16 protein-coding genes are annotated in these 22,688 nt (G+C 72.0%); 7 read left to right on the top strand and 9 right to left on the bottom strand.

The window, feature by feature from the left end; genetic code table 11:
• Positions 1-97 precede the first annotated feature (97 nt).
• From sucD to AB0P41_RS26570, 6 genes are all read right to left on the bottom strand, one after another.
• A complete protein-coding gene (sucD, locus tag AB0P41_RS26545; RefSeq protein ID WP_099173770.1) occupies positions 98-982 on the bottom strand; it encodes a succinate--CoA ligase subunit alpha in 885 nt (294 codons plus the stop codon).
• Positions 983-1,003: 21 nt separating this feature from the next.
• Positions 1,004-2,185, bottom strand: a complete 1,182-nt coding sequence (sucC, locus tag AB0P41_RS26550) for an ADP-forming succinate--CoA ligase subunit beta (protein WP_356717169.1) — start codon at positions 2,183-2,185, stop codon at positions 1,004-1,006.
• Positions 2,186-2,474: 289 nt separating this feature from the next.
• Entirely contained in the window at positions 2,475-3,698 is a 1,224-nt protein-coding gene (locus tag AB0P41_RS26555) for a VWA domain-containing protein (RefSeq protein WP_365934534.1), read from the bottom strand.
• Positions 3,695-6,004 carry a DUF5682 family protein gene (locus tag AB0P41_RS26560; protein WP_365934536.1) on the bottom strand — a complete coding sequence of 770 codons (2,310 nt, stop codon included), beginning with the start codon at positions 6,002-6,004 and terminating at the stop codon, positions 3,695-3,697. Before AB0P41_RS26560 ends, AB0P41_RS26555 begins: the two co-directional genes overlap by 4 nt.
• Positions 6,001-7,113 (bottom strand): AAA family ATPase, encoded by a 1,113-nt coding sequence (locus AB0P41_RS26565; RefSeq protein WP_365934538.1) that lies wholly within the window; start codon positions 7,111-7,113, stop codon positions 6,001-6,003. Before AB0P41_RS26565 ends, AB0P41_RS26560 begins: the two co-directional genes overlap by 4 nt.
• 119 nt (positions 7,114-7,232) lie before the next feature.
• Positions 7,233-7,652 (bottom strand): hypothetical protein, encoded by a 420-nt coding sequence (locus AB0P41_RS26570; RefSeq protein ID WP_356717161.1) that lies wholly within the window; start codon positions 7,650-7,652, stop codon positions 7,233-7,235.
• Positions 7,653-7,800: 148 nt separating this feature from the next.
• Here AB0P41_RS26570 and AB0P41_RS26575 point away from each other — a divergent pair, with 148 nt between their 5' ends.
• A complete protein-coding gene (locus AB0P41_RS26575; protein ID WP_365934541.1) occupies positions 7,801-9,195 on the top strand; it encodes an SWIM zinc finger family protein in 1,395 nt (464 codons plus the stop codon).
• 220 nt (positions 9,196-9,415) lie between these two features.
• A complete protein-coding gene (locus AB0P41_RS26580; RefSeq protein WP_365934542.1) occupies positions 9,416-11,044 on the top strand; it encodes a DUF5691 domain-containing protein in 1,629 nt (542 codons plus the stop codon).
• Positions 11,045-11,128: 84 nt separating this feature from the next.
• On the opposite strand, the gene AB0P41_RS26585 is transcribed toward AB0P41_RS26580, so the two are convergent.
• Positions 11,129-11,542 (bottom strand): cobalamin B12-binding domain-containing protein, encoded by a 414-nt coding sequence (locus AB0P41_RS26585; protein ID WP_356714259.1) that lies wholly within the window; start codon positions 11,540-11,542, stop codon positions 11,129-11,131.
• 343 nt (positions 11,543-11,885) lie between these two features.
• On the opposite strand from AB0P41_RS26585, the gene AB0P41_RS26590 reads away from it, so the two are divergent.
• Both AB0P41_RS26590 and AB0P41_RS26595 read left to right on the top strand, forming a co-directional pair.
• The gene (locus tag AB0P41_RS26590; RefSeq protein WP_365934544.1) at positions 11,886-12,860 is read left to right on the top strand and encodes an alpha/beta fold hydrolase; all 975 of its coding nucleotides are present in this window, start codon (positions 11,886-11,888) and stop codon (positions 12,858-12,860) included.
• Between the two features lie 238 nt (positions 12,861-13,098).
• Positions 13,099-14,802 carry a M23 family metallopeptidase gene (locus tag AB0P41_RS26595; RefSeq protein ID WP_365934546.1) on the top strand — a complete coding sequence of 568 codons (1,704 nt, stop codon included), beginning with the start codon at positions 13,099-13,101 and terminating at the stop codon, positions 14,800-14,802.
• 52 nt (positions 14,803-14,854) lie between these two features.
• Here AB0P41_RS26595 and pcrA read toward each other — a convergent pair whose 3' ends face one another.
• On the bottom strand, positions 14,855-17,293 hold the full coding sequence (gene pcrA, locus AB0P41_RS26600; RefSeq protein WP_356714256.1) for a DNA helicase PcrA: 2,439 nt from the start codon (positions 17,291-17,293) through the stop codon (positions 14,855-14,857).
• 448 nt (positions 17,294-17,741) lie between these two features.
• Here pcrA and AB0P41_RS26605 point away from each other — a divergent pair, with 448 nt between their 5' ends.
• Entirely contained in the window at positions 17,742-18,902 is a 1,161-nt protein-coding gene (locus tag AB0P41_RS26605; protein ID WP_356714255.1) for an NlpC/P60 family protein, read from the top strand.
• Positions 18,903-20,130: 1,228 nt separating this feature from the next.
• Here the strand turns inward: AB0P41_RS26605 and AB0P41_RS26610 are convergent.
• Complete coding sequence (locus tag AB0P41_RS26610) at positions 20,131-20,484, bottom strand: hypothetical protein (RefSeq protein WP_356714254.1); 354 nt, start codon at positions 20,482-20,484, stop codon at positions 20,131-20,133.
• Positions 20,485-20,841: 357 nt separating this feature from the next.
• On the opposite strand from AB0P41_RS26610, the gene AB0P41_RS26615 reads away from it, so the two are divergent.
• Positions 20,842-21,912, top strand: a complete 1,071-nt coding sequence (locus tag AB0P41_RS26615) for an NlpC/P60 family protein (protein ID WP_365934548.1) — start codon at positions 20,842-20,844, stop codon at positions 21,910-21,912.
• A 12-nt stretch (positions 21,913-21,924) separates the two neighbouring features.
• Positions 21,925-22,680, top strand: coding sequence for a GNAT family N-acetyltransferase (locus AB0P41_RS26620; RefSeq protein WP_365934550.1), 756 nt, complete (start codon positions 21,925-21,927; stop codon positions 22,678-22,680).
• Positions 22,681-22,688 lie beyond the last annotated feature (8 nt).

Consider the following 22,688-nt stretch of genomic DNA (forward strand, 5'->3'; position numbering starts at 1 on the left):
ACGCCGCCCCCCCCACCGGGCCCCCCCCCCCTCCGGGGGGGGTGCGGGCCCGCGCCGTTTCCGCTGTGAGGCGGTGCGACGGGTGACGCGGTGGGCGTCAGCCGCCGAGGATCTCGCGCGCCAGCTTGGCGGTCTCGGTCGGCGTCTTGCCGACCTTCACGCCTGCGGCCTCGAGGGCCTCCTTCTTGGCCGCGGCGGTGCCGGAGGAGCCGGAGACGATGGCGCCGGCGTGGCCCATGGTCTTGCCCTCCGGGGCGGTGAAGCCCGCGACGTAACCGACGACCGGCTTCGTGACGTTCTTCGCGATGTAGTCGGCGGCACGCTCCTCGGCGTCGCCGCCGATCTCGCCGATCATCACGATGAGGTCCGTGTCGGGGTCGGCCTCGAACGCGGCGAGCGCGTCGATGTGCGTCGTGCCGATGACCGGGTCGCCACCGATGCCGACGGCCGACGAGAAGCCGATGTCACGGAGCTCGTACATCATCTGGTAGGTCAGCGTGCCGGACTTGGACACGAGACCGATGCGGCCGGGCTTGGTGATGTCGCCCGGGATGATGCCCGCGTTGGACTGACCGGGGGTGATCAGGCCGGGGCAGTTCGGACCGATGATCCGGGTCTTGTTGCCCTTCGAGCCGGCGTACGCCCAGAAGGCGGCCGAGTCGTGGACGGCGATGCCCTCGGTGATCACGACGGCCAGCGGGATCTCGGCGTCGATCGCCTCGACGACGGCGGCCTTCGCGAAGGCCGGCGGCACGAAGAGGACGGACACGTCGGCGCCGGTCTTCTCGATCGCCTCGGCGACGGACCCGAATACGGGTACCTCGGTGCCGTCGAAGTCGACGGAGGTGCCCGCCTTACGGGGGTTCACGCCACCGACGATGTTGGTGCCGTCGGCCAGCATGAGCTTGGTGTGCTTCATGCCCGTGGCGCCGGTCATCCCCTGGACGATGACCTTGCTGTCCTTGGTGAGGAAGATAGCCATGGTGTTGGAGTCCCTCGTCCCTTACTTCGCAGCCGCGGCGAGCTCGGCGGCCTTGTCGGCCGCGCCGTCCATGGTGTCCACACGCTGAACGAGCGGGTGGTTGGCGTCGGAGAGGATCTTGCGACCCAGCTCCGCGTTGTTGCCGTCGAGGCGCACGACCAGCGGCTTGGTGACGTCCTCGCCCTTGGACTTCAGCAGCTCCAGGGCCTGGACGATGCCGTTGGCGACCTCGTCGCAGGCGGTGATGCCACCGAAGACGTTGACGAAGACGGACTTGACGTCCGCGTCGCCGAGGATGATCTCCAGGCCGTTCGCCATGACCTCTGCGGAGGCGCCGCCACCGATGTCGAGGAAGTTGGCGGGCTTCACGTTGCCGTGCTTCTCACCGGCGTACGCGACGACGTCCAGGGTCGACATGACCAGACCGGCACCGTTACCGATGATGCCGACCTCGCCCTCGAGCTTGACGTAGTTGAGGTTCTTGGCCTTGGCGGCCGCCTCGAGGGGGTTGGCCGCGGCCTTGTCCTCGAGCGCCTCGTGGTCGGGCTGACGGAAGTCGGCGTTCTCGTCGAGAGACACCTTGCCGTCCAGCGCCAGGATGCGGCCGTCCTTGGTCTTCACCAGCGGGTTGACCTCGACGAGGAGCGCGTCCTCGGCGACGAAGGTGTCCCACAGGGTCACCATGGCCTCGGCGACACCCTCGGCCACGTCGGCCGGGAACTTCGCCTGGGCCACGATCTCGCGGGCCTTGACGATGTCGACACCGTCCACGGCGTTGACCGGGACCTTCGCGAGGGCCTCGGGGGTCTTCTCCGCGACCTCCTCGATGTCCATGCCGCCCTGCACCGACGCCATGGCGAGGAAGGTGCGGTTGGTGCGGTCGAGGAGGTACGAGACGTAGTACTCCGCCTCGATCTCCGGGGACAGCTCGGCGATCATCACCTTGTGGACCGTGTGGCCCTTGATGTCCATGCCGAGGATGTCGGTCGCACGGGCGACCGCCTCGTCCGCGTCTGCCGCCAGCTTCACGCCGCCGGCCTTGCCTCGGCCACCGACCTTCACCTGCGCCTTGACGACGGACTTGCCGCCCAGCCGCTCGGTCGCCTCGCGGGCTGCCTCAGGCGTGTCGATGACTTCACCGGCCAGCACCGGTACACCGTGCTTGGCGAAGAGGTCCCTCGCCTGGTACTCGAACAGGTCCACGCGCGTCCGTCCCTTTTAGTGGTCTCGCGGTTCGTTTTCTGCGTGGGCGTGCCGCGAGGGCAACGTGACTGCGCGGTCACAGGGGAGGCGCACACGGTGACCGGGTACGCGGCATGTCCATCCGGCAGGTTATCCCCCGCACCGGACCGGACCCTAAATTGCACATCACACCTGCGCGGTGATAACGGTCACAGACCGCCCTGGTGGCTGGGTTACGGGGGACAAAACGCCACCTCCGCACGGCCCGCCGGACGGCCGTGGCCGGGCGCGGAGCCGGGGCCCGCGCCGGTCAGCGCCCGGTGTCCGGTATCGGCAGCGGCCGCTTCTCGATCGCCGCCGCCATGACCTCGGGAAAGAGGTCCGGGGTGCAGGCGAACGCGGGGGCACCGAGAGCGCCCAGCGCCGCGGCGTGCTCACGGTCGTAGGAGGGCGTGCCGTCGTCGGAGAGGGCCAGCAGGGTCACGAACTGCACCCCGGACGCCCTCATCGCCGCGGCCCGTTCGACCATCTCGTCGCGGATCCCGCCCTCGTGGAGATCGCTGATGAGGACGACGACGGTGTCCGCCGGGCGGGTGATCCTCGACTGGCAGTAGGCGAGAGCGCGGTTGATGTCCGTACCGCCGCCGAGCCGCGTACCGAAGAGGACGTCGACCGGGTCGTCGAGCTGGTCGGTGAGGTCGACGACCGCCGTGTCGAACACGACGAGCCGGGTCGCCAGGGTCCGCATCGAGGCGAGCACCGCCCCGAAGACCGCGGCGTGGACGACGGAGGCGGCCATGGATCCCGACTGGTCGACGCAGAGGATGACGTCCTTCTTCACGGACCGGTCCGTGCGCCCGTAACCGATGAGACGTTCGGGTATGACCGTGCCGGCCCCCGCACGGCCGGGCAGAGACACGTAGTTCTTCAGGTTGGCACGGATCGTACGGTCCCAGTCGATGTCCCGGTGGCGCGGCCTGGAGGCCCTGGCCGAGCGGTCCAGGGCGCCGGTGAGTGTCGCCCTGGTGCGGGTGGCCAGCCGGCGCTCCAGGTCCTCGACGACCTTGCGCACGACGGCGCGGGCCGTCTCCCTCGTCGTCTCCGGCATGGCCTTGCCGAGCGAGAGCAGGGTGCCGACCAGGTGGACGTCGGGCTCCACGGCCTCCAGCATCTCCGGCTCCAGCAGCAGGGCGGCAAGCCCGAGGCGGTCGATCGCGTCGCGCTGCATGACCTGGACGACGGAGGCCGGGAAATACGTACGGATGTCGCCGAGCCAGCGGGCCACCGACGGTGCGGACGCCCCGAGCCCCGCCGCACGCTCCGCTCCGTCCCGGCCGCCGGGCTTCCTCCCGCCGTCGTACAGCGCGGTCAGCGCTCCGTCCATCGCCGTGTCGCGTCCGGTGAGCGCGCGCCCCGTGCTCTCGGCGGCGTCGGCGCCGAGCACCATGCGCCAGCGCCGCAGCCGCTCGTCCTCGGCAGGAGTCGCCTCCATCGGCCTCTCTCCCCTCTCCGCGTCCGCCCCGCTCGTGGTCATCCGGCCGCCTCCTTGTCCGGGGTGTCCAGGCCGAGCAGCAGCCGGAGCACGGGCACCACCGCGTCCGCCCGCTCCTCGTCGAGTCCTTCGCCGAAGCCCGGTACGGCGGGTACTCCCTCGTCGCGCGCCCCGTCGGAACCCGGGCCGCGGCGCACCAGCTCGCCGAGCGTGCGGCGTACACCCGGCTCGTATGCCGAGAACGTCCGGCGCAGCAGGGGCAGCACGTCGGTGAACGTGCCGGGCGGTATGCCCGTCAGCCAGGTGTCGACGAGGCCGAGGAGCCGCTCGTCGTGGACGAGCAGCAGGCCACCGCCCACGGCTCCGCCGACGAAGCCCTCGATCCAGCCGGCCGCGTCGGGGGGCGCGGCGCCGGGCGAGAGGGCGAGTCCCATCAGGCGCGCGGCCTCGCTCTCGGCCAGCCGGCCGTCGTCCAGCAGCAGGCGTGTGGCGCGGCCCCGGATCACACCGGCGACCGCGTCCCTCGTGGAGAGCCTGCGCAGGACTCCGGCCCACCGCTCGGGCAGCCCGTCCGCACCCACGGCGTCGGCGAGCAGCCCGACCGCGGTGTGCACGCCCTCCACCCGGCGGTGGGCCTCCGCGGCCGCGTCCGCGTCGAGGCCCGTGCAGGCGGGCGGCAGGCCCACGCAGACGCGCTCGGCGAGGCCGACGGCCACCTCTCCCAGAGCCGCGGTGCCGGTGGAGCGTACGTCCCCGTAGCGCAGGGAGCGGGCCAGGGCGGGCAGCGCGTCCGCGAGGTGGCCGACGTCCGCGTCGAGGGCGGCCCGGTCGGAGAGGGCCCTCATCACGACGGGCAGGGCATCCGGCAGCCCGGCCAGGAGGCACTGCTCGGCGAGCGCGGTGACCCCGGCGAGCGTCGACGCGGAAACGGCCTCCGCCCCGGCCCTGGCGGTCGCGGCTCCGAGCACGGTGGTGCCCCACACCCCGGCCTCGGCGATCCGGACGAAGAGCTCGGGCTCCCAGCGCAGTCGCCAGCTCTCCCGGAACGTCCCCGTGCTCCCCCGGCCCGCGACGGTTTCGCCCCAGTCCACTCCGAGGAGCCGCAGCCGGTGCAGCAGTCTGCTGCGGGCCGCGTCGGTGTCCTTGCGCAGGTCGAGGTCGAGCTCCCGCCTCTCCGGCTCGGGCCTGAGCCGCAGCGTGCGCTGCTGACGGTCCAGGTCGCGCTGGAGCGGGACGGCGGGCGCCGTGTCCGGGACCTCGCCGAGGATCTCGCCGACGACGAGCCGGTCCCGCACGAGGGCCAGTGGCACATCGGATCCCTCACACATGACGGCCCTGACGGCGTCCGTGGCCTCGGCCAGGCCGACGGCCGGGCGGTCACGCAGGGCGGCCAGCGTCCCGGCGAGCCGGACGGCCTCGATGACATGCGCGGGCGACACGGCTCTGTCCGAGTCGCGCAGGAGTCCGGCCACCTTCGTCATCCAGCGCTCCACGGGCCGGTCCGGGGCGCCGAAGAGGTGCCCGTACCAGCCGGGGGACTCGATCCCCGCGCCGTATCCGCTGTGCCGGGCGAGCCTGCGATGGGTCCAGGGCACCCAGGTCACCTCCGCCTTGACCTTCGGCATCCCCTTGAGGAGCGCCCGGTCGGCGGCGACCGTCGTCCGCGCGCCGAGAGCGGGCACGTGCCAGGCACCGCAGACCACGGCGACGCCGTCGCCGAACTCCTTGCGGGCGGCGCGCAGCTGAAGGCGCATGGCGGCCTCCCGGACGGCGTCCTGCGGGTGGCCGCCGTCCCCGTACGCCTCACGCAGCGCGGTCATCGCCTCGGCGAGCGCGGCGAACGGCGCGCACGGATCAGCCGGACCGCCGCCGTCCGCGCGGTGCTCGACGACGTCCTCCCACCAGCGCTCCGGGTCGTCGTAGCCCGCGGCACCGGCGAGGATTCCGATGGGATCGATGCCCCTGCCGTCCTCCGGGCCGTCCTCACGCTGCTCGGTCAGCGCCAGGGAGTGCGCGGCGGGCAGGTCCACGAACCGCACGGGGACGCCGTGCGCCGATGCCCAGCGGATGGCCACCCACTCGGGGGAGAAGTCGGCCATCGGCCAGAAGGCGGCGCGCCCCGGTTCGTCCACGGCGTGGGCGAGCAGCGCGACCGGCGGCCGCATCCGTGGATGCGCGGCGAGCGGCAGCAACGCGTCGGCCTCCGGCGGCCCTTCGACGAGCACGGCAGCCGGCCGTACGGCTTCGAGGGCGGCCAGCACCGCGCGGGCGGAGCCGGGGCCGTGGTGGCGCACCCCCAGCAGCAGTGGTCCGCCGGGAGCGGTGGTCCCCCCGGCGCGGGCTGTCATTCGGCGGCCTCACGGCAGGCGCGGTAGAAGTCCTTCCAGCCGTCCCGCTCGCGGACGACGGTCTCCACGTACTCCTGCCAGACCACGTGGTCGGTCGTGGGGTCGCGGACGACGGCCCCGATGATGCCGGCCGCCACGTCCCCGGGGCGCAGGACGCCGTCGCCGAAGTGGGCGGCGAGCGCGAGGCCTCCGGTGACGACGGAGATGGCCTCGGCCGTGGAGAGCGTCCCGGACGGCGACTTGAGCTTGGTGCGGCCGTCCGTCGTGACGCCGTCGCGCAGCTCGCGGAAGACCGTGACGACGCGCCGGATCTCCGCCATGCCGTCGGGTGTCGGCGGCAGGTCGAGCGCGCGCCCCGTCTGCGCCACCCGCCGGGACACGATGTCCACCTCGGCCTCGGGAGTCGCGGGGAGCGGCAGCACGACGGTGTTGAACCGGCGGCGCAGGGCGCTGGAGAGCTCGTTGACCCCGCGGTCTCGGTCGTTCGCCGTGGCGACGAGGTTGAACCCCTTCACAGCCTGGACCTCTTGGCCCAGCTCGGGGACGGGGAGCGTCTTCTCGGACAGGATCGTGATGAGCGCGTCCTGCACATCGGCGGGGATACGTGTGAGCTCCTCGACGCGGGCCGTCATCCCCTCGGCCATGGCCCGCATGACGGGGCTCGGCACCAGGGCCTCCCTGCTCGGGCCGTCCGCCAGCAGTCGCGCGTAGTTCCACCCGTAGCGGACGGCTTCCTCGGGGGTGCCCGCGGTGCCCTGGACCAGCAGGGTCGAGTCTCCGCTGACGGCCGCGGCGAGGTGTTCGGACACCCAGGTCTTGGCGGTGCCCGGAACTCCGAGGAGCAGCAGCGCGCGATCGGTCGCAAGCGTGGTGACGGCTACTTCGACGAGCCGGCGCGGACCCACGTACTTCGGTGTGATCAGTGTGCCGTCCGGGAGTGTCCCGCCGAGCAGATAGGTGGAGACAGCCCAGGGAGAAAGCTTCCAACGGGCGGGCCTGGGGCGGTCGTCGGCGGCGGCGAGCGCCTTGAGCTCGTCGGCGAAAGCATGCTCGGCGTGCGGCCTCAGAGCTTCGCCGCCGGCTGCGTCGGTCTGTACGGACACGGTCATGGATCCCCCTCCGGATCGGTCGATCCGATGCGGTTTCCACGGTGCACCATGCCACTGACAATCGGTCCTGGCGCACCGTGCCACCGGCCATCGGCCAGGGCCGGGACCGTGATGAGGGGTCAGCCCGTGACGGGTGAGACCGCGACGCACCCGCCGCTGGTGAGGAGTTCCTCGCCCCTCGCCTCCCCGATGACCTCGCCCTCGTGCGTGATGGTGCAGGCGAGTTCCGCCGCGCCCTCGTCCAGGGCTACGGGCATCACCGCGGCCGGCATGATCCCGCGCAGCGTGACGGTCTTCTTCCACGGCAGCGTGGGCGACTCGACCGTCTCGATCTTCGGATCCATGGCGTCGCCACCGCCGCCGTGGAACTGGATCTCGTCGACACCGGTGCCGGTGACTTCGTAGGTCACCCGGTACGTCTCGTCCACGACTTCGTCGACGGATTCGGGAGAGCAGCCGCCGAGACCGAGCACGAGGACGCAGAGGGCCGAGGCCGACGCGGCCGCACGCGTGGTCCGTCCGAGGCGGGTGGTGCGCATGGTTCGGTTGATTTGAATCCCCCGATTCGTCTGCCGGACTCCCTCCCTCGCAGAGAAGCGCATGGACGCGAAGCGGTCAAGACACCTCGGCAGAGGCGGAATCGCAGGTCGGAGCCGATTGTCAGTGCTGCGCTCTACCGTCGGGTCCATGGTGTCTCAAGGGGGAGGACCCTGGCGCTCCGCCGGACCGGTGGAGGAACGCCAGGCGGTGGAGCGGGTGCTGGCCCTGGCACCTGACGTGGAGTCACGCGAGGCGGGGCGCGCGTTCGCTTCGGAGCGCGCGTGGTCCGCAGCGGGGTGCGGCCAGGGCGCGGTATGGGGGGTCCGCGAGGCCGCCGACGGCCCGCCGCACCGCACGGCGGTGGTCACGAACGACGCGTCGTACACGTGTGGTTGCCCCGGCGGGGAGGCGCCCTGCGGGCACGCCCTGGGGTTGCTGCTGCTCCATGCCTCCGACACCCCGGTGCTGGACCGGACGCAGGAGCCGCCCTCCTGGGTCGCGCAGTGGCTGGCGGACCGGCGTGCGGGGGCGACGCCCGGCGAGACCGCGGCGCCGGGGACGTCTGCGGGGTCCGCGGCGCGCGCGGCCGCCCGGCGCGCCGAGCGCAGGGCCGAGCGCGTCACCGGCGGTGCGCAGGAGCTGGACCAGCGCCTCATCGACCTGCTGCGCGACGGGCTCGCCGCGGCGGACCGGCCGGGATACGGGCTGTGGGAGGAGACTGCGGCCCGCATGGTCGACGCGCAGGCCCCGGGACTGGCTGCCCGTGTGCGGGAGTTGGGGTCGGTCGCGGCTTCGGGTCCCGGCTGGCCGGCGCGGCTGCTGGAGGAGTGCGCGCTCCTGCGTCTGCTGGACTCGGCCTGGCTCGGACTCGACCGGCTGCCAGGCCCGCTGGCGGCGACGGTCCGTACGAGGGTGGGGCTGACGGCCTCGGCCGAGGGACCTCCCGTCCGCGACCACTGGCTGGTCCTCGCGCAGTACGACACACCCGACGGCCGGATCGTCACCCGTCGCACCTGGCTGCACGGCAGGGATTCGGGGCACACCACGCTGCTGCTGTCCTACGGGGCACCCGGACGCGCGCCGGCCCCGCCGCTGCCGGTGGGCACGGTGCTGGACGCCGAAGTGACGCCGTATCCGGGCGGCGGCGGACTGCGGGGCGAGCTGGGACCGCGGTTCGGCGAGCCTCTCGCCACGACGGCGCCGCCGCCCGGCGGCACCACGGCCGACGCCCTCGCCGCGTACGGGAACGCGCTGCGCGACGACCCGTGGCTCGACGCCTGGCCCGTCACGCTGCGCGGAGTCATACCCGCGCCGTCCGGGGACGGCTGGCAACTGGTCGGCGCGGCGGACGGCTCCGCCCTGCCGGTCGCTCCCGCGGCGCTCTCCCGGCCCGGTCTGTGGAAGCTCGTGGCGCTCTCCGGCGGCCGCCCGCTGACGGTGTTCGGCGAGTGCGGCCACCGGGGTTTCGACCCGCTCGCGGCGTGGTGCACCGAAACCTCCGACGGCGAGGAGGCACCGGGCGGGGCGGTGGCGCTCGCCTGACCACAGCGCGTCTCACCCCGCACCCGCCCGGCCCTGCCCCACCGCCTCTCCTGGCGCCACCGTGTCCCCGGGCCCACCACGGGCACCCGCACCACCACGGGCACCCGCACCACCACTTTCACCCGCCCCACCACGGGCACCCGCACCACCACGTGCGCCCGCCCCACCGCCTTCCCTCGCCCGCGACCGACCACCGAACCCGACGACCGGAAGGGACCCGATGCCGACCACCGTCACGACGAACGACGTCACCGTGAGCGCCCCGTGGGAAGACCTCGTCACCTCGGCGCTGCTCGGCACGGACCGGCGCCCCCTCAGGGCGGACAACGGCGCCGCGGCCGGACCGGCGGCGCTGCTCGACACGGCGGCGGTGCACACCGTGCGCCGCAGGGCTGCCCTGCGGCCGGCCGCCGGGGCCGCCCTGCCCGTACCCGCACCCGCCGATCCCCGGCCGGCGCTGCCCGCCCCCGCCCGCCGCCGGCTCGCCCAGTTGCTCGCCGACCGTTCGGCGCCGCCCACCGGCGGACGGCGCGGATCGGCTCCCGATCTCACCGAGCTCATCCCCCAGTGGCTGGCCTCCGCCGGTGCGCACGGCTACCGGGCACCCGCGGAGCTCCTGCCCGCGCTGCTGGACGCGGCGAGAGCGCGCACGGATCTGCGTCCGCACGTGCTGGCGTTCGCCGGCCCGCGCGGGCTGTGGCTGGCCGGGCTGAACCCCGATTGGAGGTTCGCGCTGCGCGCCAGCTCACGCGGCGCGCAGCGGCCGGGGACCGCGGATCCGGAGGCGGTGCGCCGGCTCTGGGAGGAGGGGCTCTTCGCCGAACGGGTCGCGCTGCTCGGGGCCGTGCGGGAGCGGGACCCGGGCGCCGCCCGGTCCCTGCTCGCCACCACCTGGTCCACGGAGCGTGCGGAGGACCGGCTGATGTTCCTCGATTCGCTGCGCTCCGGCCTCTCAGCGGGCGATGAGACGTTCCTGGAGGCGGCCCTGGCGGACCGCAGCCGCAACGTGCGCTCCACGGCCGCCGAGCTGCTGTCCGCCCTGCCCGACTCGGCGCTCGCCCGGCGGATGGCGGCCCGCGCCACCTCCTGTGTGAACCCCGACCGTACGGGCGGAGCCGTGTCCGTCGCCGTGGAGGCTCCGCACGAGTGCGACGCCGCGATGCAGCGCGACGGCGTGGTGCCGGTCCCGCCCTCCGGGCGAGGTGAGCGGTCCTGGTGGCTCGGCCAGCTGGTGGAGGCCGCACCGCTCGGTGTGTGGCGGGAGAGATTCGGCGGCCGGACGGCGCAGGAGCTCGTGACGCTGCCGGTGGCCGACGGCTGGGCGGGTGAGCTGCACGCCGCCTGGTGCCGGGCGGCGGTGCGGCAGCGGGATCCCGAGTGGGCGCGAGCGCTCCTCGGCGCCCCCTCGACGCCCCTGGCGAACGGCCCGGGGACGGCGTCGCTGGCGGAGCGCTCGCAGCTCCTCGCCACCCTGCCCGCCCCCGAGCGGGCGCTCTGGGTCGCCGGTTTCATAGCCGCGCACGGCCTGTCCGAGGCCTTCCAGCTGCTCGGTGTCTGCTCCGTGCCCTGGGACGGGCCGCTCGGCCGGGCGGTGGTCGACGCCCTGGACATCGCCCGGGACGCGGGGAGCTACCCCTGGAGCTTCAGCGGGGTGATGGGGCTCGCCGAGCGCTGCCTGAACCCCGCCGAGGCGGACCGGCTCGCGGTGCTCACCACCACCCCCGACGAGCCGGAAGGTGCCTCACCGGGTGCGGGTGGCTACTGGTCGGAGGCGTTCCAGCGTCTGGTCTCCACCCTGCGCCTGCGCGCCGCCATGGACGCGGAGCTGGTCCAGGACGGCACGGGCTGACCAGGGGCGGCAGGCGGGAGTCCAGCGGGCCGGGACCCGCGCGGGCCGGTGGACTCAAGACTCCGCGGGCCGGTGGGCGTGGACTCAGGCCTCCGCGGGCTGGCGGACGTGCGCGTTCACCCAGTCCACGATCGAGGCCGTCGTCGCCCCCGGGGTGAAGATCTCCGCGACTCCCCGCTCCTTCAGCGGAGCGATGTCCGCCTCGGGGATGATGCCGCCGCCGAAGACCTTGATGTCCTCAGCGTCGCGCTCCTTCAGCAGTTCGATGACCTTGGCGAAGAGCGTGTTGTGCGCGCCCGAGAGGATCGAGAGACCGATGGCGTCGGCGTCCTCCTGGATCGCGGTGTCGACGATCTGCTCAGGGGTCTGGTGGAGCCCCGTGTAGATGACCTCCATGCCCGCGTCCCGCAGCGCCCGCGCGATCACCTTGGCCCCGCGGTCATGGCCGTCGAGGCCCGGCTTTGCCACCACCACACGGATCGGACCGGTCACACCCATCAATGCCTCCACATGCGTTTCCCGTACCCGGAGGGCCGGTGATGTGAACGAACGTTATCCACAGCATCCCGCACGGTGTCGTTTCGCGGTGGACCGGGAGGGGGAAATCACACATGGGACATGTTCGCCGGCGTCGTTCCCAGCACCGGGCGGCCCACCGGCCGCGCGGGGAGCGCCGCCAGGGGAGCCGCGACGAGGTCGCCGTACCACCGTGCCGTCAGCCGCACGGCACGGTGGTACGGCCCCGGCCGCATCAGGGCCGCCGGTCACCTCCGCGGCACCCCCGTGAGGGCGTACGGGGCAGGGAGCCGCCTCCCCCGCATGCCGGTGCAGGAGGTCGGCCATGAAGGTCCTGTCCTTCCTACCCCTACTGCTGCGCAGGCCGTGCCTGCGCCCCGCCTGGCTGTCGTCGACGCTGATCAGGGCCACTGCCCTGGAGCTGGTGATCCTCGCGGGGCACGTGCTCATCTACCCGTCCGGCCTCACCCCGGAGCGCCGGCACCCCATGCCCCCACCCGGCACCGAGGACGGGCCCGACCCGGATCCCGAGCGCCTCACCCGTTCGGCGGACCCAGCGGGCGCGACGGAGACAGCCGACACAGCCGAGACGGCTGACGGGGCTGATCCGACGGGCACGGCGGGCACCACCGCACTGCCCTCCGCGGCCGGCACCCGCCCGCCCGTCGTGCTCCTGCACGGCTTCATCGACAACCGCTCCGTGTTCGTCCTGCTCCGCCGCTCCCTGGCCCGGCACGGCTGGCACCACCTGGAATCGCTCAACTACTCGCCGCTGACCTGCGACATCCGCACGGCGGCCGAGCTGCTCGACCGCCACGTGGAGGAGATCTGCGCCCGCACCGGGCACCGCGAGATCGACATCGTCGGCCACAGCCTCGGCGGCCTGATCGCGCGGTACTACGTGCAGCGGCTCGGCGGCGACCGGCGGGTCCGTACCCTCGTCACCCTCGGCACGCCGCACAACGGCACAGCCGCCGCCCCGCTGGCGGGCGCACACCCCATCGTCCGCCAGATGCGCGGCGGTTCGGACCTGATCGAGGAGCTGCGCCGTCCCGCCCCGGGCTGCCGGACGCGGTTCATCAGCTTCTGGAGTGAGCTGGACCGGGTGATGCTCCCCGTGGAGACGGCCTGCGTCGACCACCCGGACCTCGACGCGGTGAATGTGCGCGTCACGGGAATCGGCCATCTCGCCCTGCCGGTCCACCCCGCGGTCGCGTCGGCGATCCGTCAGGCACTCGAGTCCGACGGCGCGTCCCTCGGTGCCGGGGGCGCCGCTCCGGGAGCCGCCTCCGTCGCCTGATCTCCCGCCTCAAACCCCCCACGCACCTCCGCCGAATAGAACAGCCGTCGAACATAGAGCCAAGGCTGCCCCTCCGGCCCACCGAAAGGCGGCCGATTGCCCGTTTCCTGAGGGGTCGAAAGCCGCCGAAGATTGTCGTCCTCACCTACCGCCGGGTACAGTCGCGGCCACTGCTCACCCTGGGATCCCCCCACCGGACCCCGGAACAGGTTCTGCTGCCGAGGCGAGAGAGAAGTTGGTGAACGACCAGCACCCCCACGCCGGGTATGCCGGATACGACAGCCAGTCCACCGGCAGCTTCGACACCGATCCGCTCTTCGGAACCCTGCCGGGTCAGGAAGACAGCAGCCCCACGGCGACGTACGGCGGCGACTACGCCCCGGCGTACGACGGCGGTTACGGCGGTGGCTACGACAGCGGCCAGTGGGACACCGGAGCGCATCAGCAGGCCTCGTACGACGCCTATGACGCCCAGGCCCACACCTCGCAGGCGCCCCAGGGCTACGACACGGCGGCCACCTGGATGCCCGAGGCCGGAATCCCGGCCCAGGCCCCCGACCCCGACGTGACGGGCCAGTGGGACACCGCGGGCTGGGACCACACCGGTCAGGCCGGCCAGTGGGCGACGGGCGACACGGGCGCCTTCCCCACCACGACGTTCGACACCACGGCCTACGCGACCGGCACGTACAGCGTGCCCGCCTTCGAGACCACGGGGTACGAGAGCTACGCGGCCCCCGAGACCGGCACCTTCGACGCCACCGCCTGGAACACCGGCGCCACGCCCGAGGACGCCGCGTACGCACCCGAACAGACGTCGTATCCCACGTACGAACATCCGTCGCACGAACACGCATCGGCGTCCTACGAGCCGTACGGGACCGCCGAGTTCGCTGCCCACGACGACGCCGGCGCCCACGGCCTCCACGGCTCCCCGGAGACGCACGACTCGCCCGGCTCCCACGACCACGCCGGAACCGCAGAGGACGGGCTCCCGCAGACGGACCCGTACGCCGAGGGCGGCATCGCGCAGGCCGATCCGTACGCCGAGGACGGGGTGACGCATTCCGACCCCTACGCCGAGGCGCTCGAAGCGCACGGTGAGCGCGAGCCGGTGCCGGATGCCCTCGACGTGACCGCGGAGTCCGCCTCCTTGGCCGCGACCGCCCGCCCTGTGGGCCGTTCCGCCGCCCCGCGCGGCAGCCGCGGCCGGCGCCGTACCCCGGCGAAGCGCTCCGCGCTCCTCACCGTCGCCGTCCCCTCCGCCTGTGTCATGAGCGTCGCGGGCATCGCCGCGGCCTCGGTGAGCGGTGTCGGCGGTGGCGAGGAGACGAAGGACGAGACCACGTCCATGGCGGCCGCCGACACGGTCAAGCCGGCCGTGGCCAACAACAAGCTGGACACCCAGCTCGCCAATCTCAGCGCCGACGCCGAGAACTTCGCCGACCGCGCCAGCCGCACCCAGGAGCGCATCGACCTGAAGGAACGTCAGGCCGCCGAGAAGAAGAGGCGCGCGGCGGAGGCCGCGCGCATCGAGGCCGCGCGTCCCAAGTTCGTGCTGCCCGTGAAGCAGCACGGCCTCAGCGCCACCTACGGCCAGGCCGGTGTGAACTGGATGTCCGTCCACACTGGCATCGACTTCCCCGTCTCGTACGGCACCCCCGTCATGGCGGCGACCGACGGCACGGTCCGCACCCAGTGGAACAGCGCCTACGGGAACATGGCCATCGTCACCGCGGCCGACGGCACCGAGACGTGGTACTGCCACCTCAGCACCACCAAGATCCGCTCCGGCTCGGTCAAGGCGGGCGACGTCATCGCCTACTCGGGGAACTCCGGGAACTCCACCGGCCCGCACCTGCACTTCGAGGTACGGCCCGGCGGCGGCACGGCGATCGACCCCATGCCCTGGCTCCGCAGCCACGGAATCAACCCGAACTGAGTCCGGTCCGGCCGTCACCCGAGGGACACCCTCCGGTGACGGCCGGGCGGGGTCAGAGCTTCTCGACCGGCGCGTACCGCAGCAGCAGCTTCTTGGGCCGCTCGTCGCCGAAGTCGACCGTCGCCTTCGCCTGGTCGCCGAACCCCTCGACCGCCGTCACCGTGCCCAGGCCGAACTGGTCGTGCGTGACCCGGTCCCCCGCCACCAGCGTGACCACCGGCTTCTCGGAGGTGCGGCGGGTCGCGAACCCCGACGGCCCGGACTTCGAGCGCGACGAGGACAACGACGACGTGATGCCGGACGTCGGTCCCGCCGGAGCCGCCATCGGCCCCTTGCGCTTCCACTCCAGGTGCTGGTCCGGGATCTCCTCCAGGAACCGCGACGGCGGGTTGTACGAGGGCTGCCCCCACGCACTCCGCATCGACGCCCGGGTCAGATACAGGCGCTCACGGGCACGCGTGATGCCCACATAGGCGAGCCGGCGCTCCTCCTCCAGCTCCTTCACCTGCCCCAGCGCGCGCATGTGCGGGAAGACGCCGTCCTCCATGCCGGTCAGGAACACCACGGGGAACTCGAGGCCCTTCGCGGTGTGCAGTGTCATCAGCGTGACGACACCGGAGCCGTCCTCGTCCTCGTCGGGGATCTGGTCGGCGTCGGCGACGAGCGCGACCTTCTCCAGGAACTCGGCGAGGGTGCCCGCGCCCTCGTCCTCCGCCCGCTCCTGCTCGAATTCGAGAGCGACGGAGGCGAGCTCCTGGAGGTTCTCGATACGGGTCTCGTCCTGCGGGTCGGTGGACGCCTGGAGTTCGGCGAGATAGCCGGTCCGCTCCATGACGGCCTCCACCACGACCGCCGGGCCCGCACCGGACTCCACGATCGTGCGGAGCTCCTCCATCAGCGTGTTGAACCGCTTCACGGCGTTCGCCGAGCGGGCCGCCATGCCGTACGCCTCGTCCACCCGGCGCAGGGCCTGCGGGAAGGAGATCTTCTCGCGCATCGACAGGGCGTCGATCATCGCCTCGGCCCGGTCGCCGATGCCCCGCTTGGGCACGTTGAGGATGCGGCGCAGCGGGACGGTGTCCTCGGGGTTGGACAGCACCCGGAGGTAGGCCAGGACGTCCCTGACCTCCTTGCGCTCGTAGAAGCGCACTCCGCCGACGACCTTGTAGGGCAGCCCGACGCGGATGAAGATCTCTTCGAAGACACGGGACTGGGCGTTCGTGCGGTAGAAGACGGCGACGTCCCCCGCCTTCGCGTCCCCGGAGTCCGTCAGCCGGTCGATCTCGTCGGCGACGAACTGCGCCTCGTCGTGCTCGGTGTCCGCGACGTAGCCCGAGATCCTGGTGCCGGCGCCGGCGTTCGTCCAGAGGTTCTTGGGGCGGCGGCTCTCGTTGCGCTCGATGACGGCGTTGGCCGCGGAGAGGATCGTCTGCGTGGAGCGGTAGTTCTGCTCCAGCATGATCGTGGTCGCGTCCGGATAGTCCTCCTCGAACTGGAGGATGTTGCGGATGGTCGCGCCGCGGAAGGCGTAGATCGACTGGTCCGCGTCACCGACGACGCACAGCTCGCCCGGGGCGTCGTCCTCGCCGGCCGGGCCCACCAGCTCGCGCACCAGGGTGTACTGGGCGTGGTTGGTGTCCTGGTACTCGTCGACCATGACGTGCCGGAAGCGGCGGCGGTAGTGCTCGGCGACGTCGGGGAACGCCTGGAGCAGGTGGACCGTCGTCATGATGATGTCGTCGAAGTCCAGGGCGTTGGCCTCGCGGAGCCGCGCCTGGTAGAGCGCGTAGGCCTGCGCCAGGGTCTTCTCGAAACCGTCGGTCGCCTGCCCGGCGAACGTCTCCTCGTCGATCAGCTCGTTCTTCAGGTTCGACACCTTCGCCGTGAACGACTTCGGCGGGTAGCGCTTCGGGTCGAGGTCCAGATCACGGCAGACCAGGGCCATCAGACGCTTGGAGTCGGCCGCGTCGTAGATCGAGAACGACGAGGTGAAGCCCAGGCGCTTCGACTCGCGGCGCAGGATCCGCACGCAGGCGCTGTGGAACGTCATGACCCACATGGCGTTGGCGCGCGGGCCGACGAGGTCCTCGACGCGCTCCTTCATCTCGCCGGCGGCCTTGTTCGTGAAGGTGATCGCGAGGATCTGCCCCGGGTGCACCCCGCGCTCGGCCAGCAGGTGGGCGATCCGGTGGGTGAGCACCCTGGTCTTGCCCGAGCCCGCCCCGGCGACGATGAGCAGCGGGGACCCGGCGTGCACGACGGCGGCGCGCTGCTCGGTGTTCAGCCCGTCGAGCAGCGCGGCGGAGTCGATGACGGGGCGCGGGGCGCCGTCGCGGTAGTAGGCGTCACGCGGCGGCGGAGGCGCGTCGAAGACGTCCTCGAAGAGGCCCTCCGGCACCGCTTCGGGCGCATGCTCCTCAGGGGGCGGCGGGGGGCCGTCCTCCGCTTGCTGGAGGCCGGTCAGGAAACTGTCGTCAAAGAGGCTGCTCATCGCCTCACGAGTCTAGGCGGCCGCACCGACAGCCCGGGCCGCATCGGCGAGAAGAGCCCCGGACCGTGCGCGCAAGGAGACCGCGCACCCACGGAACGTGAGATTCCGAGGCACTTCGCCGCCCTCCGGAACACGACCCGGAGAAGGTCACGAAAATGTATCGGGCATATCGAACATCAACCTTCACAGGGACACCACGGGTTGGCTAGCGTGCTCGGCGGGTGCCCCGTACCCCCTTGAGGCGAACCGCGCCGCACGGGCGCCCCCGCCGAATCCGTACTCCCACGAAGGGAGCCCGGAACCGGGGACCCACACGCATCACCGGGGTGAATCGGTCCGTCTCCACCGGACCGTAGGGCAGCCTTCCGTTCCGCCCGAACCCTCCCCCAGAGCCTGAACGGCCTAGGGGAACCCCCATCGCTAACCCGGTAGGCGGTCCAGGAAGGAGATGCCGGCCTTGGCATCGCATCGCAAGCCGCGCACCCGGGTGCGCACCACCACCCCCGCCGTCGGTCTCACGGCCGCGGCGCTCGCCTCCGTCACCCTGCTCTCCACACAGAGCGCCACGGCCGCCCCCGCCGAGCCCCAGCCCAGCATCGAGGAAGTGCAGAAGAAGGTCGACGCCCTCTACCGGCAGGCCGGCACCGCGACGCAGCAGTACAACAAGGCGAAGAGTGCGTCGGCAGAGCAGCGCTCCAAGGTCGACGAGTTGCTGGAGGCCGCGGCGAAGCGGGCCGACAAGCTCAACGAGACGCGCCGTGAGCTGGGCAACTACGCCGCCGCGCAGTACCGCAGCGGCTCGATCGCGCCGACGGCGACGTTCTTCCTCGCGGACGACCCTCAGTCGTACTTCGACCAGGACCAGCTGATGGCCAGGATGACCAGCCAGCAGCAGAAGGCGGTCGCCGACTTCCGTACGCAGCAGAAGGAGGCGGCGGCGAAGCGCGTCGAGGCGACGAAGAGCCTGGAGACGCTCACCGAGTCGCAGGAGACGCTGCGCACCAGCAAGCAGCAGGTGCAGACGAAGCTCACCGAGGCCCGCTCGCTGCTGTCGGAGCTGACCGCCGAGGAGAAGGCGCGGCTCGCGGAGCTGGAGCGCAAGAAGGAGGCCGAGGCCGAGCGCAAGGCCGAGGAGCTGGCCAGGCAGCAGGCCGCGAAGGAGAAGGCCGAGGAGGCCGCCGGGGAGGAGTCCTCGAAGAACGAGGCCGGCTCGGGCACCGGCACGGAGACCGGCGGCACGGGCTCCGACAGCGGCTACGCCTCGAAGGCGGAGCAGGTCCTGGCCTTCGCACGCGCCCAGATCGGCAAGCCGTACGTCTGGGGGGCGACGGGCCCGTCCTCGTACGACTGCTCCGGGCTCACCCAGGCGGCCTGGAAGGAGGCCGGCGTCGATCTGCCGCGCACCACCTGGGACCAGGTCGAGGTCGGCACCCGGGTCGCCACGGCGGATCTGCGCCCGGGCGACCTGGTCTTCTTCTACGACGACATCAGCCACGTCGGCATCTACAAGGGCGACGGCATGATGATCCACGCGCCGAAGCCGGGTGCGAACGTCCGCGAGGAGTCGATCTATTACATGCCGATCTACGGCAGCGTGCGCCCCGCTTAGGCCGCGGGGTGCACCCGTAGTTCCCGTTAGACCTGGCCTTTTCCCATCGTTCTGTCTTCACGTGTCCTGTTGGACATAGTGATGGGAAATTCGCGGGCGGTGTCACGTTCTGTACCTGCTTTTCGTGTAGTGCCACCGCATGGCCGACGTGCCGCGCTGGGAAGCCTTCGTCGGGGCCATGATCAGTGCGCCTCTGGCTTCGTGCAGCGGGCGGTGGTCATGGAGAGTCGTACGGTCTGCACCGCGGATCTGCGGCCGGGCGCCGTTGAGGTTCGTTATCACCAGGCGGACGCCGACGTCGTGGAGACAACACTGGATCGGCTGGTGGTCACGGAGGTGATGTCCGGGCTGCCGGTACGGGATTTCGCTGGTACAAGGGCCGCCGGCGAGGACGCATGGCGCGGCCGGGCCCCGGCCACCCGCGGCCCCGGCCGCCGCCGCACCTACTACGCCCTCACCTCTGAGGGACTCCGCGCGGCAGCCCACGAGGTCCAGCACCCCAGAGCGCGGACTGCCTCGAAAAGGATCACGGGCGCTTGAATCGGCTCATCCACCATGGCGCATCCGGCGGCGCAAACGGATCTTTCACGGTTCGTCTCAGGAACCGCTCATCGAGTGGCGCAATGAGCGCCCGCAGGTCCCGAGCGGCTCTCGGAGAAAGGGCATGCAGGAGCACTTCCAGGACGCCACGGCACCGCTCCGGACCAATGTCCTCGCCTGTTTCGTGGTCGTACCAGCTGTCGTACTGCGTCGCCCTCGTATACATAACGCCACACCCAGAGCGTCGACAGATCTTCTGCCAATGCTCCAGAGCTTCGTGGGTAGCGCCGATCCACAAGCGCCGTCGCTCGACGCGAGCGATCTCCGCTAGTACACGGGACGACAAGCCAGGCACCGTGGCTCTACGTTCCCATTGCCGCAAGGGTCGTGGCAGGTCACGACGGACCTGCGAAGGGCGCCTACGAGGCATGAGCCTTTCGTGTGTTGAACATGGCGACCATCATGCCCGCCCTCACGACACCCGTCATCCCTCTGCGGCAGTGACCTGTGCTCTGCGGCCGAAACGCTCAAGGAAACGGACAGAATGATGAGAATCTCTGGACAGAACGCCGAGAAGGCACCAATTCTGCCCAGGTCACCAACGACTCAACGGACAATTAGGGACGAGAACCTACAGCGCCACCGGCGGGCGGGCCCGGGGGTCAGCCACGCGCCCGCCCGGCGACGGTCAGGTCCAGAGCGTGGCGATGAAGATGTTGGCGACCGTCAGCCCGCCGACGGCGGCGAACGCGCCCTTGCCGACGTTCTCCTCGTCCCGCTTCACATAGACGAGCGCCAGGACCACGATCAGGACCAGCAGCTTGATGCCGATCTTGACGTTGTTCACGCTGTGGTCGTCGGCCTGGTTGAGGCCGACCAGGGCGACACCCGTGACGAGCATGGTGAGCGCGCCGTGCAGCATGGCCGGGACGAAGCGCGCCGTGCCTGCCCCCATGGCCTTCATCTGGGTCAGGAAGCCGCCCAGCAGGGAGGCGATACCGATGATGTGCAGGGCCACGAAGACATTGATGAGTACGTCCATGGCCGCAGCCTAACCGTGGCCATATCACCATTCTTCGGCCAGGTACGACTTACTGATGAGCTCCCCCAGGCTCTGCGCGAATTGCCGGACTCCGGTTGAATTTTCCGGTCGATCGACGGAAACGAAACAGCATATGAGGGCAATACCTGTCATTACACCGCTTCCCCATGTGCCGGGTTTAGCGTCCCTCCCAGGTGACCGGTTCTGTACCACCGCCCCCCGTACCGGGCGGCTCGCCGATCACCCCGCCAGGAATCCGGCGACGGGCCACTCCCCCCTGTGGTGACCCGCCGCCGGACCCCGGCGGGCCCGCGGCACCCACCGCCGGGCAGTCGAACGGAAGGACGCACCACCCCCGTGGCCGCCCATCGAGAAGCCGCTCACCGCAAGCCCAGGCAGCGTCTGTTCACCGGGCCTGCTGCCCGCACAGCAGCCACCCTCGCCCTTGCCGGAGCCGCGACCGCGACCGCCCTGGAGGGCGCCGCCCAGGCCGACCCCCAGCTCACCCCGGCCCAGGTCGAGGCCAAGGTCGACCGGCTCTACCACGACGCCGAGGTGGCCACCGAGAAGTACAACGGAGCGAAGGAGGAGGCGGCAGCCTCCGAGAAGTCGCTCGACGCCCTCCGGGACGAGGCCGCCCGCAGGACCGAGCGCCTCAACGCCGCGCGCGACGCCCTCGGCTCGTTCGCCACCGCTCAGTACCGCAGCGCCGGCATCGACCCCGCCGTCCGGCTGGCCCTCTCCTCCGACCCGGACGAGTACCTGGAGCGCGCCTCCTACGAGGACCGGGTGGGCGACCGCCAGGCCGGTGCGCTCCAGGGCGTACGCAGGCAGGTCAGCGACATCGCCCAGCTGCACGCCCGGGCACAGGACGAGCTGGAGGTCCTCGCCTCACGCCGCGCCGACCTGAAGAAGCACAAGGACGCGGTCCGCACCAAGCTCGCCGACGCCCGGAAACTCCTGGCCACCCTCAGCGCCGAGCAGCGCGCCGACTACGAGCGCTCGGCCGACGCCGCGCACGGCGGCAGCGCCACCCGGGCCGACCGGGGTGCCCCGCGCGGTTCCGTGGCCGCGCCCAACGCCCGCGCGGCCAAGGCCGTCGACTTCGCGTACGGGGCGCTCGGCAAGCCGTACGTCTGGGGCGCCACCGGACCGTCGTCGTTCGACTGCTCCGGTCTCACGCAGGCCGCCTGGCGCGCGGCGGGAGTCTCCCTGCCCCGTACGACGTACACCCAGATCGACGCGGGCCGACGCGTGTCCCGATCCGAACTCGCCCCGGGAGACCTGGTGTTCTTCTACTCCGGGGTCACCCATGTCGGGCTCTACATCGGCGGCGGCCAGATGATCCACGCCCCGCGCCCGGGTGCCCCCGTCCGTATCGCGCCGATCAGCGAAATGCCCTTCGCCGGAGCGACCCGGGTCGCATAGGCTCCCGTCCCCATGGACACCGCCATCCAGAACTACGCGCGCACGCTCGCCCTCAGCTCCCCGGACCACTACCGCGTCGGTCCGTTCACCGTGCGCCACAATCCGGGCTGGGAGCTGAAGTACGCCAACTACGCCATCCCCGACCAGGGGGCCGAGCCCACCGCGCAGGACGTCGCCGACCTGGTCACCGCGTTCCGGGAGCACGACCGGCTGCCCCGGCTGGAGTTCCTGCCCGCATGGGCGCCCGCGGTCGAACCGGCCCTGCTGACGGCCGGTTTCACCGTCGAGAACCGCGCGCCGGTCATGGCGTGCGCCGCCGGCGACCTGCTCACGCCGAAGCCGGTGGACGGCCTCCGCATCGCCGAGCCCGTCACCGACGCGGAGTTCACCTCAGCGGCGGCCGTCCAGCACACCGGTTTCGGCGGCGTGGGCGGCCCCGACGACGGCGAGATCGCCTGGCTGCGCCGGGCGACGGAGAGCGGTGGTGTCTCGGGACTGGCCACCGTGGACGGCCGGCCCGCCGGCGCGGGCGGCTGCTCGGCCCCGGCCGACGGCATCGGCGAACTGGCCGGTCTGGCCGTCGCCGACGCCTTCCGCCGCCGGGGCGTCGGCGCCGCGCTCTCCGCCTGGCTGACCCGCACCGCTTTCGAACGCGGCTTCCGGACCGTGTGGCTGGAGCCGGGCGGCCCCGACGTCGAGCGGATCTACGCGGGCGTCGGCTACCGCAGGACCGGCGAGAAACTCAACATCTCGCTCGATCCCGCCTGAGCACCGGC

It is taken from the genome of Streptomyces sp. NPDC079167 (genome assembly GCF_040686735.1).
Taxonomy (GTDB): Bacteria; Actinomycetota; Actinomycetes; order Streptomycetales; family Streptomycetaceae; genus Streptomyces.